The sequence below is a fragment of the Rathayibacter sp. VKM Ac-2857 genome (genome assembly GCF_013205025.1).
Taxonomy (GTDB): Bacteria; Actinomycetota; Actinomycetes; order Actinomycetales; family Microbacteriaceae; genus Rathayibacter.
Genome location: NZ_JABMLE010000002.1, coordinates 1077500 through 1093465 on the forward strand (window position 1 = coordinate 1077500; position 15966 = coordinate 1093465).

A 15966-nucleotide genomic window follows, 5' to 3' on the forward strand; every position below is an offset into this window, starting at 1 on the left:
CCTCTTCACGCCTGGTCACGCGTTCTCGAGCTCACGCTCCTTGACACCCTGGTGGGGCTGCTCCGCGAGCGAATGGCCCTCGGTGTCGATCCTGGGGACGATGCGGTCGAGCCACTTCGGCATCCACCAGGCGGACTTCCCGAGCAGGCTCAGCAGGGCCGGCATCAGGACGAGGCGCACGATGAATGCGTCGGCCATCACGCCGACCATGAGCCCGAAGGCGATGGACGCGCCGATCGCGAACTCGCCGGTCGCGAAGCCGCCGAAGACGACCGTCATGATCGCCGCGGCTGCAACGAGGACCGGGCCCGAGCGAGCGAAGCCCTCACGGATCGCGTCCTTCGGCGCCATCCCCTTGTCGTGCATCTCCTTGATCCGCGAGACGAGGAACACCTGGTAGTCCATCGCCAGGCCGAAGAGGACACCGACCAGCAGTAGCGGCAACAGGCTCAGCATCGGGTCACCCTGCGGAGCGGCGATCAGCGGATCGAGCCAGCCCCACTGGAAGACGGCCGTGCTCGCGCCGAACGATGCGCCCACCGAGAGCAGGTAGCCGAGGGTGGCGATCAGAGGGATGAGGAGAGAGCGGAACATCACGATCAGCAGCAGCAGAGAGATCGCGACGATGACGATGGTGTATTTCACCAGCGCGCTCATCAGTGCCGCATCCTGATCGATTCCGATCGCCGTCTCCCCCGTGACTTCGAGGTGTACGCCGGGAAGCGTGTCCGCGTCCTCGCGCAGCGTGTGCACGATGTCCTTGGTCTCCTGATCGATGGGGCTGCCCTCGGGGATCACGACGAGACGGGCCATCGTGCCGTCCGCAGAGATCTCGGCGGGTGCGACCTGCGTCACACCCTCGAGCTGCGCGATCCGGGCCTGGACGCTGTCGGTGTGAGAGGCGACGTCCGGGCCCTCGGCGAGGACGATGAGGGGACTCTGGATGCCGCCGAACTCGTCGACGATCAGGTTGTAGGCGGTGCGCTCCGTCGATTCCGGGTCGGCGCCGCCGGGAATGTTGAAGGCGGTCTTCATGCTGAACATCGGCAGGGAAACGATCACCAGGATGACGATGCCGGCGAGAGCGGAGATGACGGGGCGGTTGACGACGACGCTTCCCCAGCCGCGCATGATGCCGCGCTTCTGCGTTCCGCCTTCGACAGCGAAGTGCCCGGCGAGGACCTCGGCGCGCTGCTTCTTCGACAGCGCGCGCAGCCCGAGCGTCTTCAGCAGAGCGGGGAGGAGCGTCAGCGACATCAGGACCGCGACCAGTACTGCAGCCGCCGCGGCGATGCCCATCTCGGTGACGAAGCTCAGATTCGCGACGAGCAGCGCAACGAGGGCGACGATGACGGTGAGTCCGGCGAACACGACCGCGGTACCGGCGGTAGGTCGCCCGAGCGACGGCGTCCTCGACGCTCTTGCCGGACCTCACCTCGATCCTGAATCTCGAGAGGATGAACAAGGTGTAATCGATGCCGACGGCCAGACCCAGCATCGAGGCGAGGATGATCGCGTTCTCACCGAGGGGGAAGAGAGAGCCGTAGGCGAGAACCCCGACGATGCCCACGCCTACGCCGAATACCGCGATCAGGAGATTGAAGCCCGCTGCGAGGAGCGAGCCGAAGGTGAGGATCAGCACGAGGAACGCGATGATCACGCCGACGGCTTCACCGACCCCGGGAGCGGGGGCCCCGATCGGCACCAGGTTGCCGCCCAACTCCACCCCGAGATCGGCAGGGGCGTTCGCTCGCAGATCGAGAGCCGCGGCGTAGTCCGCTTCCTGGTCTGCGTCCGAGAGCTCGCCGTAGCTGAGCGTCGCGACGGCGACGCTCGCGTCCTGGGAGATGGTCGGGCGGACAGGATCGAACGGATCGGTGACCGAGTCGACTCCGGGCAGAGCGCTCGCGTCGGCGAGCACCGTGGCGATCTGCGCCGACACTGCGGGATCGGTGACCGGCCCGTCCGGCTGGAACACGAGCTGCAGGGTCGCCGCTGACCCATCGGGCGTGCTCGGGAACTCCTGATCCATGCGCTCGAGCGCTTGGGACGCGGCGGAGTTCGGGACGGAGACCTCGGCGGCCTTCACCCCTCCGATGTTGGTTCCGATGATCAGAGTGGTGATCAAGCCGGCGAAGACGACGAGCCAGGCGCCGCTCACCACCAATCGATGGCGGGCGCTGTACCGCCCGAGGCGGGCGAGAAATGTGGACACGGTGACTCCTCGGGGAAGGGGGAAGATCGAACACTCCGAGAGTCGCCTCCCGCCGATCGGGGGGAATCATCTGCGCGGATCGCTAGCCCTACTGCGGCGGCAGTACAAGCCAAGGAGGACTGCCGAGAAGAATGGACGCATGATCTCCTCCGTCGCGCCGCCCATCACCGCGGCCGAGCTGTCCCTCGGCGCGGGAGTCTGGTCGCGGCGTGTCCGCTTCCTCGATCTCGGCTGCCTGGTCGTCTCTCTCCTCGCTGCCGCGACCGAGACGTACCTGCTGCTCCAGGACGGAGGTGCGCTCGGCGACTGTGTCGGACTCGCCTTGATCCTCATCGGGATCGGCCTCATCCGCATCCGCCTCCGAATCGGGCCTCATTCCCCCGCAACGCACTTGTGGCTGGGAACGGCGCTTGTCGCTCTCGGGCCGCTCTCGGCGACAGCGTTGGGGGGCGATCCGCTCGTCTCGTGGACGATCGTCGTGTTCACGGCCTTCTCGATCACTCTCCGCGGGCTGCCCGGCGCGCTCGTCGGCGGGATCCTCGGGGCGGCCGCCTACCTCGCGGTCATCGGATCCGACGGGCTCGGCGCCGTCGACCCGACCGCTTTCATCGCACTGACATGTACTTTCACTGCCGCCGCTACGGGGAGCGCCCTGCGCAGCTACGTCCGCTACCGGACCGAGTTCGCCGAGCGCACCCGGCAGACGCTCGCCAGCAGGGACGCCGAGACGCACCAACGCGTCGCAGAGGAGCGCCTGCGCATCGCTCGCGACCTGCACGACATCGTCGGGCACGAGATCGCGGTGCTCAACATCCATCTGAGCGTCGCCCAGGTGAACCTCCCCATCGACGCTGTCCGGGCGAGAACGTCGTTGGAATCGGCGAGAACAAGCGTGCAATCGGTGCTTGGCGAGACCCAGCGGATCCTGCACGTCCTCCGGACGGAGCACGGCGACGGGAGCCTCGGCACACCGAACGCTCAATTCGACCGCATTCCCGATCTCCTCGGCGGCTTCCAACGGGCGGGAGCCGACATCGACGCCGACTTGTGCGCTGTCCCCGCGCAGCTTGACCCCGAAGTGAGCACCGCGGCGTACCGCCTGCTGGAAGAAGCGCTCACGAACTCCCAGAAGCACGGCGAAGGCCCGGTCGAGGTGGTGACATCCACACGCGGGCCTGACCTTCGGATCACCATCACGAACGCGAAACGCGTGGACGCCGCACCACCGGTCCGTCGCGGGTACGGTCTGGTGGGGATGCGGGAGCGCGTCACCTCCGCGGGTGGACGTCTCGTCCTCCGTGATGAAGAAGCCACGTTCGCCGTCGAGGCGACTCTCCGGATCGATGGGAGCGCGCACTCATGATCCGCATCATGATCGTCGATGATCAGGCCATGATCCGCGAAGGATTGCGCGCCGTCCTCGCACCCGCCTCCGGCATCGACGTCGTCTCGGTCGCCGCCGACGGCCTCGAGGCACTCGCGGTGCTGGAAGACGTCGATGTCGACGTCGTCCTGATGGACATCCGCATGCCCGGCATCGACGGAGTCGAGACGACCCGGCGCATGCGGGAGCGGATTCCCGCAGAACGGCTGCGGATCATCGTGCTCACCACCTTCGACACCGATGAGAACGTGCTCGCCGCGCTGCGCGCCGGAGCGAACGGATTCCTCAGCAAGGGGGTGGGCCCCGATGAGTTAGCGGACGGCATCCGCGAAGTGGCGGCAGGAGGCGGTGCTCTCTCGGCCGCAGCCAGCGCCGTGCTGATCGGCCAGGTGTCGCAGACACCCGCGCCCACCGTCGATCCCGCGATCCTCGACCGCTTCACCGCCCTCACGCCCCGGGAGCGAGCCGTCGTCATCGCCATCGCCACGGGCGCCGACAACACTCAGATCGCCGCACAGATGTTCGTGTCACCCTTCACCGTCAAGACGCACGCCAACCGGGCGATGGCCAAACTCGGAGCCCGCGATCGCGCCCAGCTCGTCGCCCTGACCTACCGCGCCGGCCTCGCCGGCTGAGACCGAGAGCACCCCTCTCGAGTACGGACTACTGCGCTGGGACCAGCCGATCAGTCCCGTGGGATGACGACTCGGCGCTCCTTCGCCGGAATCGTGGAACCCATCGCAGCGCACCCGGCGCCGCCCTCGAGGAGGTCCTCATGTCCGTCGCCACCCACACGGTTCCGCGCTCCCCCGGCTCCGGTGCGCTCGGCGCACTGCTCCACGCGGGCTACGTAGTCTCCGTAATTCTCAGCAGCGTCCTCACGAGTCTGGGTCTCCTCGCGACGATCGGCCTGCGCCGAGTCTCGGCGGCTCGCTCATGACCGCGAACGACCCCCTGCTGCTCCCGCTCGACCCCTCACCGGTGCTGACCTCGATCGCACTCGGCGACAGCATCGACCTCTACCTGGCGATGATCGGCCGCGGAGCGGAGCACCCGCCAGCCTGAGTCTCCCTGGGCGAGAGCGGACCGCCGCGAGGCATGTCGACCTGGCGACTACTGCGAACGGACGACACCGGTCGATCCGACCGGACGACGGCCATCGCATCCGGATCGACGATTCTCGAAGGACCGGAGCACACCCGCTCCCGTCCCGCCAGACGGCGAGGATCACCAGACAGGAACCCGCCATGTCCCGCTCCGCTCTCCTCCCTCTCGCCGCCCTCGCCGCCGCTGGCGCGCTCCTGCTCGGAGGATGTGCGGCCACGGCCGAGCCCGCCGCACCGGCCCCCGCAGCGGACCCGCACTGGTCGTACGAGGGCGCGTCCGGCCCCCTCGGCTGGGGCGCTCTCGACCCCGGTTTCGCCGGCTGCACGACCGGCACCCGCCAGTCGCCCATCGACCTGCCGACCTCGACCACAGCGACCGGCGTGCCCATCCAGGTCACGGCCGAGCCTTCGAAGGGCGAACTCGAGGACACCGGCCACACGGTCCAGCTCGGCGACGAAGGCGACGCGTCACTCGTCACGTACGACGGCTCGACGTTCGAGCTCGCGCAGATGCACGTGCACACGCCCTCCGAGCACACCATCGACGGAGTCGCCGCTGCCGCCGAGTTCCACTTCGTCCACCAGAACGACGCCGGCGACAGGCTCGTCATCGGCGTCCTCGCGAAGGAGGGCGCAGCCTCAGCCGCCTACGACTCCTTCGCCAGCGGCGCCGCCCAGGCGGCCGAGGCCGGGGAGGACGCCGCCCTCGACCTCGACGTGGCCGCCCTGCTCCCCGGGTCTCTCGACCACTTCGCTTACGAGGGCAGCCTGACCACACCTCCCTGCACCGAGAACGTGCAGTGGATCGTGCTCACCACTCCCGTCGAGCTCTCGGCAGAGCAGCTGGACGACCTCGATTCGGCGCACCCCGGCAACACCCGACCGACTCAGCCGCTCGGTGACCGCAGCCTCACGCGCGGATCAGGGACTCTCGAGAACGACTGATCCTTCCGCTCAGCCTCCGTTCGACTGCGGAATCCCTTCGGCGAGAGCGTCGAAGCGGTAGACGAAACCGCCGTCGGGGCCGCTGATCGTCGCGTAGGCGTCGGTGGTCCCGGGGGCGATCGCGACATTGGTCGCAGAACTGAGACCCGCCGCCTCCTCCGTCGGCACCTCCACTGTCGTCAGGAGAGCGCCTTCGACGTCGTAGATCAGGATCTCCGGACGGTTGTGCACTCCGACGTAGAGGTTGCCGTTCGCGTCCACCGCGATCGAGTCGACTTGACCGACGCCCGCCGAGGCGTAGATCGCGGGGTGAGCCGTCGCGACCTCCGAACCGTCCGGGGACAGCGTGAAACGATCGATGCGGTTGCCGGTGTTCAGCCCCACCCAGAGTGCGTCGTACTCGGGTGAGAAGCCGATGCCGTTCGGCGAGGGCAGCTCGGAGGCCAGCACGGTCGCCTGCGCTGTCACCGGATCGATGTGGATTACACGACCGCTCGCCTCCCAGTAGGGCGCCGTCGCACCTGCCGCATCGGTGACGTATAGAGCGCCGTCGCGACCGAACGCGATGTCGTCGGGCTGCATGGGCGCCCCGTCGATCGGGCCGGCGAAAACTTCGCGGACATCGGTGCCATCGGTGGTCATGCTGCGCACCGCGCCGCCGGCGAAGTCCGTCACGTAGAGGCGGCCGTCCGCCGGACCGAACTGCGCGGAGGTCAAAACGCTCGTGTCATCGGTATAGACGGTCTCGACGGTCTCGTCCTCGACGTCCACGCGAAGAACCTTGCCCTCCCCCGCCGGCGCCACCACGTCGACGACATACAGGCTCCCGTCGGGGCCGAAGGTCGGCCCCTCCAAGAGGGTCATCCCGGTTGCCTCGTGGACGTCTGACACCTGCATGACGCGTTCAGCGATCTGTTCGGCTGCTATCGGCGCGTCGGTGTTGTCCGGGGTCGCGGCCGCCGTGCATCCCGTGAGTAGCAGCACGGACGGCACCGCCAGGGAAACGAACACGCGCCTCATCGCGATGCTCCGACCGTCGCGCCGACGAGGACGTCCCGCATGCCGTCTTCGCGCCACTCGCGCAGAAGCCGGTGGAACGCGATCGGGCCCGGGCTGTACGCGGCGCCGGCGATCGAGCGTGTGCCCTCGCCGTTGTAGTAGCCGGGCGTGCACTCGGCCTGGAACGCGCGGGTGTCGCTCGCGGTCTCGCGCACGGTGCGGACCCACGCCTCCTCCGCCTCGGCGCTGGGCTCGAGGTAGCGGGCGCCGACCTCCCGCCCGCGGGCGATGACGGCGGCGATGTGCTCGGCCTGCTCGAGGAGGATGTGCGCGAAGTTGACGGAGTTGGCGTTCTGGATGCCGCTGAGGTGGAACAGGTTCGGGAAGCCGTGCGTCGAGAAGCCGTGCAGGGTGCGCGGGCCGCGGGCCCACGCCTCCAGCAGCGTGCGGCCGTCGCGGCCGACGACGGGCAGGGTGCCGGACATCACGCCGGAGATGCCGACCTCGAAGCCGGTGGCGAAGATCACGCAGTCGACCTCGTAGGCGGTGTCGCCGACGACGACCTCGGTCTCGGTCATCCGGGTGATGCCGCCGGTGTCGGCGGTGTCGACGAGGCGGACGTTCGGGCGGTTGAAGGTGGGGAGGTAGGTGTCGCTGAAGCCGGGCCGCTTGCACATGTAGCGGTACCAGGGCTTGAGCGCCGCGGCGGTCGCGGGATCCTCGACGACGGAGTCGACGCGGGCGCGGAGGCGGTCCATGGTGTCGAGGTCGGCGAGCTCGTCGCGCAGCTCGCGCTCCTCGGCCGGGAGCGAGGTGTCGACGGCGCCGGAGAGGATCTGGCGCTGCAGCTCGACGGTCTTCGTCCAGCCGTCCTGCACCAGCGACTCGTCGACGCTCTCGCCGGCGAGCACGGCGAGGAAGTTCTCCATCCGCTCGCGCTGCCAGCCCGGGCGCAGCGAGGCGACCCACTCCGGGTCGGTGGGCCGGTTGTCGCGGACGTCGACGGTGGAGGGGGTGCGCTGGAAGACGATTAGCTCCTGGGCGTCCTCGCCGACGTGCGGGATCACCTGGAGGCCGGTCGCCCCGGTGCCGACGACGGCGACGCGCTTGTCGGCGAGGCCGGTCAGGCCGCCGTCCGGGGTGCCGCCGGTGTAGCCGTAGTCCCAGCGCGAGGTGTGGAAGGTGTGGCCGCGGAAGCTCTCGATACCGGGGATACCGGGGAGCTTCGGCTGGGTGAGGGTACCGGAGGAGGTCACGACGAAGCGCGCGCGGAAGGCGTCGCCGCGGTCGGTTTCCACGAGCCATTCGTCGGCGTCCTCGTCCCAGGTCAGCGCGGTCGCGCGGGTCTGGAAGAGCGTGTCCCGGTAGAGGCCGTAGTGCTCGGCGATCGCGACCGCGTGCCGGCGGATCTCCTCCCCCGGCGCGTAGCGCTCGGACGGGATCGTGCCGACCTCCTCCAGCAGCGGGAGGTAGACGGAGGACTCGATGTCGCAGCGCACGCCCGGGTAGCGGTTCCAGTACCAGGTGCCGCCGACGTCGCCCGCCTCGTCCATCAGGCGCAGCGACTCCACCCCCGCCTCGCGCAGCCGCGACGCGGTGAGCAGACCGCCGAAGCCGGCGCCGATCACGAGCGCCTCGACCCGGTCGGTCACCGGCTCGCGCTCGACGCGCTCCGTGTACGGATCCTTCGCGTAGTAGCCGAACTCCCCCGCGGCACGGCGGTACTGCGTCGCCGCGTCGGGGCGGGCCCGGCGGTCCCGCTCGGCGCGGTACCTCTCGCGGGCGGCCTCGAGGCGGCGCTCGTCGTCGGGGGCCAGGGCATCGGAGGTCAGGATGCTGTCGATCATGCGGGCTCGCTCTCGTCACGCGCATCGGCGCGACGGCGGACCCCGGGACGGGGCGACGGCGGGACTCCCCCGCGGGCGCCGACACGACTCCGGATCGGATTCTTGCTGTCCGATAAGGTTAGCCCGGCACTAAGTAATTGTCCTGGGTATCCGCCGAGTCCTACGGTGGATTCATGGATCCCCGCGCCCGCGCACTCTCGGACATCGAGCGGCTGTCGATCGCGATCACGGTGCGGTCCATTCCCCGCGTGCTCGCCCCGCTGCTGACGACCGACCTCACGATCCAGCAGCTGAAAGCCCTCTCGGTGATCGTCACGACCGAGGAGGGCGCGACCGGCGCGGGCCTCGCGCAGAGCTTCGGCGTCTCGATGCCCTCGATGTCCAAGCTCGTCGACCGCCTCGCCGTGAGCGGTCTGGTCGTCCGCGAGACCGACGCCGCCGACCAGCGCGTCCGCCGCATCCACGCCACCGACCTCGGCCGCGCCGTCGTGCGCGAGCTGATGGCCGCCCGCCCCGAACTCGGCGAGGACGTGCTCTCGCGCCTCTCGCTCGAGGAGCTCGAGGCCCTCGAGACCGGCCTGCGGGCGATCAGCCGCGAGCTGCGCAGCGCCCGCGACTGACCCCCGCGGAGGTCACTGGACCGACCAGCCACCGTCCGAGGCGAGGACCACGCCGTTGACGTTCGCGGAGTCGTCGCTCAGCAGCCAGGTGATCGACGCCGCCATGGTGTCGGCCGCGACCACCGGCGGGATCAGCGCCATGAACGGGCTCAGCCGCTCGCGGGCGAAATCGCTCGACATCGTGCCCTCGATCGCCGTGGCCGTCGGGCCGGGAGCGACCGCGTTGGTGCGGACACCCGAGGGACCGTAGAGGAACGCCGCGGACTTCGTGATGCCGACCACCGCGTGCTTGGACGCCGTGTAGGCGGTGCCGGCGGCGTTGCCGCGCAGCGACGCCTCGGACGCGACGTTGACCACGGAGCCGCGGCCCTGCGCGAGCATCAGCGGGAGCACCGCGCGGCTGAGCGCGAACGTGCCGTCGACGTTCACCGAGAACACCCGGCGCCAGAGGCCGTCCTCCGTCTCGTGCAGCGGCGTCATCCCGTCCATGATCCCGGCGATGTTCGCGAGGCCGTCGACGCGCCCGCCCGCGGCGGCGACGATGGCCTCGATGCCGTCGGCCGCCGTGATGTCGGCGGTGACGGTCACGACCGAGCCCTCGGGCGAGGCGGCCGCGAGCGCCTCGATCCCGGCCGGCACCACGTCGACGGCGATCACACGTCCCCCCTCGCGCACGAGGCGACGGGCCGTCGCCCGTCCGATGCCGGAGCCAGCTCCCGTCACGATCACGGTCCTGCCGGCGAAGCGGCCGGAGCCGTCCGGCGCCTCCTCCTCCGTCTCCTCCGGCGGCACGACGCCACCGTTGGCCTGCTTCACCAGGGTGTCGACGAGTTCCTGCGGGAACGCGCCGCCGCCGAGCTCCACCATCGCGCGGAGCGACAGCTGCCGGGCCGGGCGCAGCGCCTCCTCCGACTGGCCGCCCTGGGCGAGGATCCCGCGGAGGATCGGTCCGCCGACGGCGTCGTCGAGCCACTCCTGCAGGGTGTTCTCCGAGGTGAGGGTCATGCTGTCTCCTTCGATCCGTGTGAGAGTCAATATCGCACATGAGACCAAGTCTCGACCGTGAGCTTTAGGCTGGTCGCATGACCGCCGCTCTCCGTGACCGCACCCGAGTCCTCCTCCGTGCCGAGCTGGCCGGCGCGGTTCTCGCGGTGTTCCTCGAGCGCGGCTACTCCGAGGTGACCGTCGAGGAGGCGGCTCGGGAGGCGGGTGTCTCGCGCGCCACCTTCTTCCGCTACTTCCGAAGCAAGGAGGACGTGGTCGTCGCCGCCGTCGAGCAGCACCGGGTCGACTACGCGGCTGCCGTCCGCGCACTGCCCGCCGACGCGGACCTCTCGGGCTGGGATCTCGTGCGGACCGCGGTCGAGCCGGTGGTCGTCGCGGCAACCCGCGATCCCGACCTCCACCGCGCCCGGCTCCGGCTGATCGCGAGCGAGTTCACCCTGAAGGCGCGCCTCCGTGAGCACCGCGCCGACGGCGCCGTCGCCCTCTCCGACGCCCTCGTCGAGAGGGGGCTAGGCGGCTCCACCGCCCGGGTCCTCGCCGCGGCCGGACTCGCGGCCGTCGACGTGGTGTGGGAGGAGTGGGCCGCGGAGGAGGGCGCCGACTTCCGCGCGATGGTCGACACCGCCTTCACCCACCTGAGCAATGGCGGCTGACGCGGTCCAGGGACTCTCCTCGGACGCCTTTTCCGACGGCCCGCTCCTTGGGCTCGTCTTACTGAACCCGACGAGCTGAGAGGCGGGCCGGCGTCGGGCTTCGCCGACTCGTCACGAGGAGGCGTAGACGACGGGAATCGCCCCATCCGGGCGACGATTAGAGGTCTTCAACCGCTAGCCGGCCCTCCACAACGCAAGTAGGGGAGCACCGGTCGGTGCTCCCCTTTTTGCGTTCCCAGATCGCCGCCTCAGGCGGATTCCTTGCCCGGGCGTTGCGTGTATAGCGGCGGTTGCAGGTCGGGTGGGAACGCGCCCTCGACCGGCGGCTCGTAGGGCAGTGCCTCCCCGATGCGGTTCTCGTCCGTGGAGTCGGCGAATGGTCCGTCCGGGGAGAGTAGGACGCTCATGTGCGGGTCGCAGTGATTGATCCACCACGCGCTCATTCCGGCTTTCGGGTCGGCTCGTGCGGCCTCCCATGCCCGCCACAGGGCCTCGATGCGCTGCTGCGCTTCCTTGGATTCCCACCAGGCCGCCTTCCACCGTGAACCGCCGCCGGAGCCTTGCGCCATGACTCGGCGCCGGTAGGTGCCGATGAGCTGCTTGCGCACGAACTCGTCTGCCGATCCGAAGTGCGTCGTCGGCTGCTCCCCCGCCTCGACATCGACGCTCACCGCCGCGGTGGCAGGCTCGTCGGCGCCGAACGGGTCGTCGTCGTAGCCGCTCATGCGTCAGTCACCGGCGTGAGGTCGTGTCCCTGCTCGGAGGCCAGCGTCGGCGCCGGTGCTGCACCTGGTCGGTGGTTCGCGAGAGAAGCGTAGATCGCGGCGACGAGCGGCTTAGGGCCGTCGAACCACGGCACCGTGCGCAGGATGGCGGCACGGGAGCCGGAGGACATGAGGATCGCCCGCCCGATCTTGCGGCCCTTCTTCGGTGTGGGGAGGTTCGCGAGCTCGGCGATGTCGAGGATCAGTTCTCGCTTCAACGCGCTGGTGGTCGAGCGCACACCCTTGTTCATGCTCGCGGAGGTCGTCTCTCGGTCGTAGGTGCCGATCAGCTCCGACACCATCCGCAGGAAGCCTGTCTCGGAGATTCCGCCGGCGTAGATCTTCGCGTTCGCGGCCGACCAGAGCTTGTCCATGCCCTCTCGCCCGAACACGCTGACGCCCTGGGACCAGGACTGGAACACCGACATGATCGGGATGCCCCGGGAGCCGTAGTGGCTGTAGAGGTCGGGGAGGTCTCGCCAGCGGCAGACGTTCGCGGCCTCATCGAGCACGCCGAGCATCTTGGTCTGCATCCGGACGCCGGGAGAGACGGCCGCCGGCTCCTCCGCAGCCTCGACGGTCGCGGCTGTCAGTGCGAGGACGAGGGAGGGCGCTGCCGGCAATCACGAGCCGGAGGTCGGCCGACGTGACTCCAGCACGTGGACCACGCTTCGGCACGCTGAAACCGCCGAAGCCAGCGAGCCGGACGCGGAACCGCGAGCCGGAGGTCGGCCGGGGTGACCTCCGGCACGTGGAACGCGCCTCGGCACGCGGAAACGGCCGGTTCCAGCGAGCCGGAGGCGGTTTCGCGAGCCGGAGGTGCACCGAAGCTGCGAGCCGGAGGCGCCGCCGCACGCCGCCCGCCGTCAGGCGCCCCGCCGCCCGTAGCGGTCGTAGATGCGGTTGCGGGCCGCCAGCACGGCCGGGGGCAGGCGCTGGGCGTCGGCGATCTCGTAGACGCCGAAGGTGTCGCGCAGGCGGGAGGACGGGTCGACCTCGACGAAGGTGCACCAGGGCAGCCAGTGGTGGTGGCTGCGCAGCGTCTGGCTCGCGAAGTCGCCGCTCTCGTGGCCGAGGCCGGGCATCGCGTAGCCGACGCTGCCGTCGACGTCGGTGGACTGCCGGGTGTTGCGGTGCAGGAACTCCGCGACGTCGCGGTAGTGGTCGTCACCGGTGATCAGGGACAGCCGGTAGTAGCTGTAGGAGCAGGCCGCCATGTACACATCCGCCCCGCCGCCGAGGGTGATGATGCTCTGACCGCTGATCGAGTAGCGGTTGAACGGATGCGCCCAGGGCGCGACCACCGGGAAGGACCAGGCGTAGGTCCAGGTCTCCGTGTAGTCGGCGGCGCGGACGGCGCCCTCCAGCCAGCGGTGCTCCTCGGTCAGGTCGTAGAGCGCGAGGAAGCCGAACAGGCCGTAGATGCCCGCCTCCTTGTCCTGGATGTCGGCGTTGTCGCAGGTGCCGCCGCGGTACTCCAGGGTGCGGTGGATGTTCGCGAACGACCACTCGCCGGCGCGCACCGCGGACTCGCGGTAGCGCGCCTCGCCCGTCACCAGGTGCAGCTGCACGAGGAAGCGGATGACGCTCGGAGTGTTCGAGCGCGAGTCCATCCGCACCGAGCCGTCGGCGTTGTAGGCGCGGTGGAAGCTGCCGTCCTCGTCATGCACCTCGAGCAGCCAGTCGGCGGTCCGCCGGCAGAACTCGAGCCAGGTCGCGCGCTCGTCGCCGAGGCCGCGCAGGTGCAGGTAGGCGTCGAGGATCGCCTCCACGCCGTCGGCGAGCATCCGCAGGTAGTGCGGGTACGGCTCGAAGCCGCCGAGGGAGGGGTTGAAGCACATCCGCGGCGGGCCCGACTCGGGCAGCGCCGTCCGCGCCCAGAAGTCGACGATGCCGACCCCCTGCTCGAACGCCTCGGGCACGCCCTCGCGGTCGCCGTAGCGCAGCAGCTGGTAGCCGATCCCGGGCTGCTGCCCGACGAAGCCGAACTGGAACGAGACGCTCGAGACGTCGAGGTCCGGCAGCTGGCAGGCGAACGGGAGGCCCCAGGCGTCGCCGTAGCGGCGGGTGAGCCGCTGCAGGATCGCCATGCCGTGGTGGAAGTGCCGCTCGTTGTCGACTTCGAACAGGTCGTCGCGGAGGCGGGCGTAGGCGCTGCGCCAGGTGGCGCGCATCATCGACGCGAAGTCGTCGTGGCGGCCGAGGTCGACGGCCACGGCGTAGTGCTGGCGGAAGCCGACCTCGACCGGGTGGTTCACCCGCGTCAGCGCTTTCGGCGCCGCGTCGTAGTCCAGGCCGGAGTAGGGGTTGTCGACCGGGCGCTCGCCGTCGGCGCCGGGGTAGACGTAGTCGATCGAGAGGCCGGCCGGCTCCTCGTCGAGCGGCGTCCGCACGCCGAAGCCGTAGTAGAGGTAGTTCAGCGTCGTGCCCTGCGGGCGGCTCAGGCCGATCGAGCCGACGGTGCAGTCCGGGTCGGTGAAGTTCTCCGAGCGGACCACGTCCAGGCGCGGCAGCGTGACGTCGGCCGCCCAGCGCGAGAGCGCCACGGTCTCGCCGGTGGCGAGGCTCTGCGCGGCGAACAGCGGCAGCGCGTAGTGGGTCTCGGTGCGCCAGAAGTACTCGCTGCCGGGGTCGCGGCCCATCGCGTCGGCCGGGCCGAAGGCGTTGTCGCGGTACCAGGCGCCGGGCGCGAAGCACTCGTAGTCGCGCAGATCGTCGGACCCGGTCAGCCCGAGCGAGATCGCCGTCGAGAAGCCGAGGTCGCCGCCGGCCGCGAGCACCTCGACCTCGCGGTGCACGGAGAAGCCGGAGCCGACGACGCGCCAGACGTCGGTGACGGCGAAGGACGAGCCCGAGCGCACGGTGATCGTGCCGGTCGCGGTGAGCGCGCCGTCCGCGATCGAGACGTCGTCGTAGGGCGCGCCGGAGTACTCGCTGATCGCGGTGACGGTCTTGACGGTGACGCGCAGCGGGCGGTCGTTGGCGTAGAGGACGTGCTCGCCGATGAGCACCTCGAGGCCGCCAGCGCGGGCGCGCAGGGTGTAGTCGCCGGAGCGGAGTTCCACGGTGGTTCCTTCCTGGAGGGTCATGTCAGTGCTTCTCGTCGTGCGTGCGGAGGTCGGGTGCGGGCGCGTCGGCCGGCCCCGGCTCGTCCTCGAGCCGCCGCGCGCCCGGATCGAACCGCCGCGAGCCCGGCCGGAACAGCAGCGCCACCCCGCCCTCGACGAGCGCCGCGACGAGCAGCAGGATCGCGAACGGGATCAGCGAGATCTCGGCCCACGCGCCCATCACCGGCATCACCAGGCCGGCCGCCGTGAAGCTGACCGTGCCGAGGATCGCCGTGACGCTGCCCGCCTCGCTCGACGGGCCCTGGAGCGACAGGTACTGCACCGGAGCGAAGCCGAGCGAGCGGCCCGCGAGCGCGAAGGTCAGCGCGCCGACGACCACCAGCAGCGGCTGCGTGCCGCTGAGGGCGAGCACCGCGACCACCACGGCGCCGACACCCGTCACGATCGCCGACGCGAACATCGCGAACCGGGGCCCGAACCGCGGCACGATCACCCGGCCCGTCGTCTGCCCGACCGCGATCGTGACGAGCGAGGTGACCAGGAACAGCAGCCCGTAGAGGTCCGGCCCGACCGCGTAGACGTTGGTGTAGAGGAACGGCGCGGTCGCGAGGTAGGCGAAGCCGACCGACCAGCCGGCGGCCGAGGCGGCGGCGAGCGCCAGCACCCGTGGCCGCCTCAGCATCCCGAACGAGTTCCGCAGCGACGGTCCGAGTCCGCCCTGGTGCCGCCGCTCGCGGGGCAGCGTCTCGGGCAGCACCAGCAGCGCGATGACGGTGGCGAGCGCTCCCCAGGCGGCGACCGCGAGGAAGGAGCCGCGCCAGTCGATCACCTTGGTCAGCTGCGCGCCGACGGAGGGCACCAGGATCGGGAAGACCGAGACGATCACGGCGAGGTTCGCGAGCATCGTCACGAGCCGCTTGCCGCTGTAGAGGTCGCGGACGATCGCGGTGACGACCACTCCGGCCGCGGTGCAGGCGGCGCCCTGGACGAAGCGGGCCGAGAGCAGCACCGCCGTGTCCGAGGTCAGCGCCGCGACGAGGCTCGCCGCGATGTGCAGCGCCGCCGAGACGCCGAGCGGCCACTTGCGGCCGACCGCGTCGCTGAGCGGACCGGAGATCAGCTGGCCGGCCGCGAAGCCGAAGGTCGCGCCGGTGACCACCAGCTGGGCGGTCGCGACCGAGACGCCGAGGTCGTCCTGCAGCGTCGGCAGGAAGGGCAGCACCAGGTCGATGGTGAGCGGCCCGAAGCCGACCAGCATCGCGAAGATCGGCAGCAGCAGCCGGCCGCGGGGCATCGCCCGGGTGGCGGAAGCGGCGGTGGTGGAGGCGGTCATGAGCGCGGAGCGCAGGTCACGGAGGGG

At 70.3% G+C, this 15966-nt stretch carries 14 protein-coding genes and 1 pseudogene; 6 read left to right on the forward strand and 9 right to left on the reverse strand.

Annotated features, from left to right (window positions below):
* Positions 1-15: 15 nt before the first annotated feature.
* A complete protein-coding gene (locus HQQ86_RS21290; RefSeq protein WP_367948632.1) occupies positions 16-1371 on the reverse strand; it encodes an MMPL family transporter in 1356 nt (451 codons plus the stop codon).
* Positions 1372-1450: 79 nt separating this feature from the next.
* Positions 1451-2032 (reverse strand): annotated as a pseudogene (locus tag HQQ86_RS21295) (MMPL family transporter); the annotation flags it as partial.
* A gap of 322 nt (positions 2033-2354) precedes the next feature.
* Between HQQ86_RS21295 and HQQ86_RS12135 the strand changes: the two are divergent.
* The 4 genes from HQQ86_RS12135 to HQQ86_RS12145 all read left to right on the forward strand — a co-directional run bounded on the left by HQQ86_RS12135 (position 2355) and on the right by HQQ86_RS12145 (position 5650).
* Positions 2355-3578 (forward strand): sensor histidine kinase, encoded by a 1224-nt coding sequence (locus HQQ86_RS12135; protein ID WP_173288353.1) that lies wholly within the window; start codon positions 2355-2357, stop codon positions 3576-3578.
* Positions 3575-4234 (forward strand): response regulator transcription factor, encoded by a 660-nt coding sequence (locus tag HQQ86_RS12140; protein WP_173288355.1) that lies wholly within the window; start codon positions 3575-3577, stop codon positions 4232-4234. The genes HQQ86_RS12135 and HQQ86_RS12140 overlap by 4 nt, the downstream gene beginning before the upstream one ends.
* A gap of 301 nt (positions 4235-4535) precedes the next feature.
* On the forward strand, positions 4536-4664 hold the full coding sequence (locus tag HQQ86_RS21785) for a hypothetical protein (protein ID WP_301952293.1): 129 nt from the start codon (positions 4536-4538) through the stop codon (positions 4662-4664).
* Positions 4665-4846: 182 nt separating this feature from the next.
* Entirely contained in the window at positions 4847-5650 is an 804-nt protein-coding gene (locus HQQ86_RS12145) for a carbonic anhydrase (RefSeq protein WP_173288357.1), read from the forward strand.
* A 9-nt stretch (positions 5651-5659) separates the two neighbouring features.
* Here HQQ86_RS12145 and HQQ86_RS12150 read toward each other — a convergent pair whose 3' ends face one another.
* On the reverse strand, positions 5660-6661 hold the full coding sequence (locus HQQ86_RS12150; protein ID WP_216845337.1) for an SMP-30/gluconolactonase/LRE family protein: 1002 nt from the start codon (positions 6659-6661) through the stop codon (positions 5660-5662).
* Between the two features lie 5 nt (positions 6662-6666).
* The gene (locus tag HQQ86_RS12155; RefSeq protein WP_173288361.1) at positions 6667-8496 is read right to left on the reverse strand and encodes an NAD(P)/FAD-dependent oxidoreductase; all 1830 of its coding nucleotides are present in this window, start codon (positions 8494-8496) and stop codon (positions 6667-6669) included.
* 173 nt (positions 8497-8669) lie between these two features.
* Between HQQ86_RS12155 and HQQ86_RS12160 the strand changes: the two genes are divergently transcribed.
* Complete coding sequence (locus HQQ86_RS12160; RefSeq protein ID WP_173288363.1) at positions 8670-9116, forward strand: MarR family transcriptional regulator; 447 nt, start codon at positions 8670-8672, stop codon at positions 9114-9116.
* A gap of 12 nt (positions 9117-9128) precedes the next feature.
* Here HQQ86_RS12160 and HQQ86_RS12165 read toward each other — a convergent pair whose 3' ends face one another.
* Positions 9129-10121 carry an SDR family NAD(P)-dependent oxidoreductase gene (locus tag HQQ86_RS12165; RefSeq protein WP_173288365.1) on the reverse strand — a complete coding sequence of 331 codons (993 nt, stop codon included), beginning with the start codon at positions 10119-10121 and terminating at the stop codon, positions 9129-9131.
* 77 nt (positions 10122-10198) lie between these two features.
* Between HQQ86_RS12165 and HQQ86_RS12170 the strand changes: the two genes are divergently transcribed.
* A complete protein-coding gene (locus HQQ86_RS12170) occupies positions 10199-10774 on the forward strand; it encodes a TetR family transcriptional regulator (protein WP_173288367.1) in 576 nt (191 codons plus the stop codon).
* A gap of 248 nt (positions 10775-11022) precedes the next feature.
* On the opposite strand, the gene HQQ86_RS12175 is transcribed toward HQQ86_RS12170, so the two are convergent.
* The 4 genes from HQQ86_RS12175 to HQQ86_RS12190 form a co-directional block, all read right to left on the reverse strand.
* A complete protein-coding gene (locus tag HQQ86_RS12175) occupies positions 11023-11499 on the reverse strand; it encodes a DUF4913 domain-containing protein (protein WP_173288369.1) in 477 nt (158 codons plus the stop codon).
* Positions 11496-12161: a TraG/TraD/VirD4 family protein gene (locus HQQ86_RS12180; RefSeq protein ID WP_254071995.1), complete on the reverse strand. Its 666-nt coding sequence runs from the start codon at positions 12159-12161 to the stop codon at positions 11496-11498. The genes HQQ86_RS12175 and HQQ86_RS12180 overlap by 4 nt, the downstream gene beginning before the upstream one ends.
* 243 nt (positions 12162-12404) lie before the next feature.
* Complete coding sequence (locus HQQ86_RS12185) at positions 12405-14627, reverse strand: hypothetical protein (RefSeq protein WP_216845339.1); 2223 nt, start codon at positions 14625-14627, stop codon at positions 12405-12407.
* 1 nt (position 14628) lies between these two features.
* The gene (locus HQQ86_RS12190) at positions 14629-15939 is read right to left on the reverse strand and encodes an MFS transporter (protein WP_173288371.1); all 1311 of its coding nucleotides are present in this window, start codon (positions 15937-15939) and stop codon (positions 14629-14631) included.
* Positions 15940-15966 lie beyond the last annotated feature (27 nt).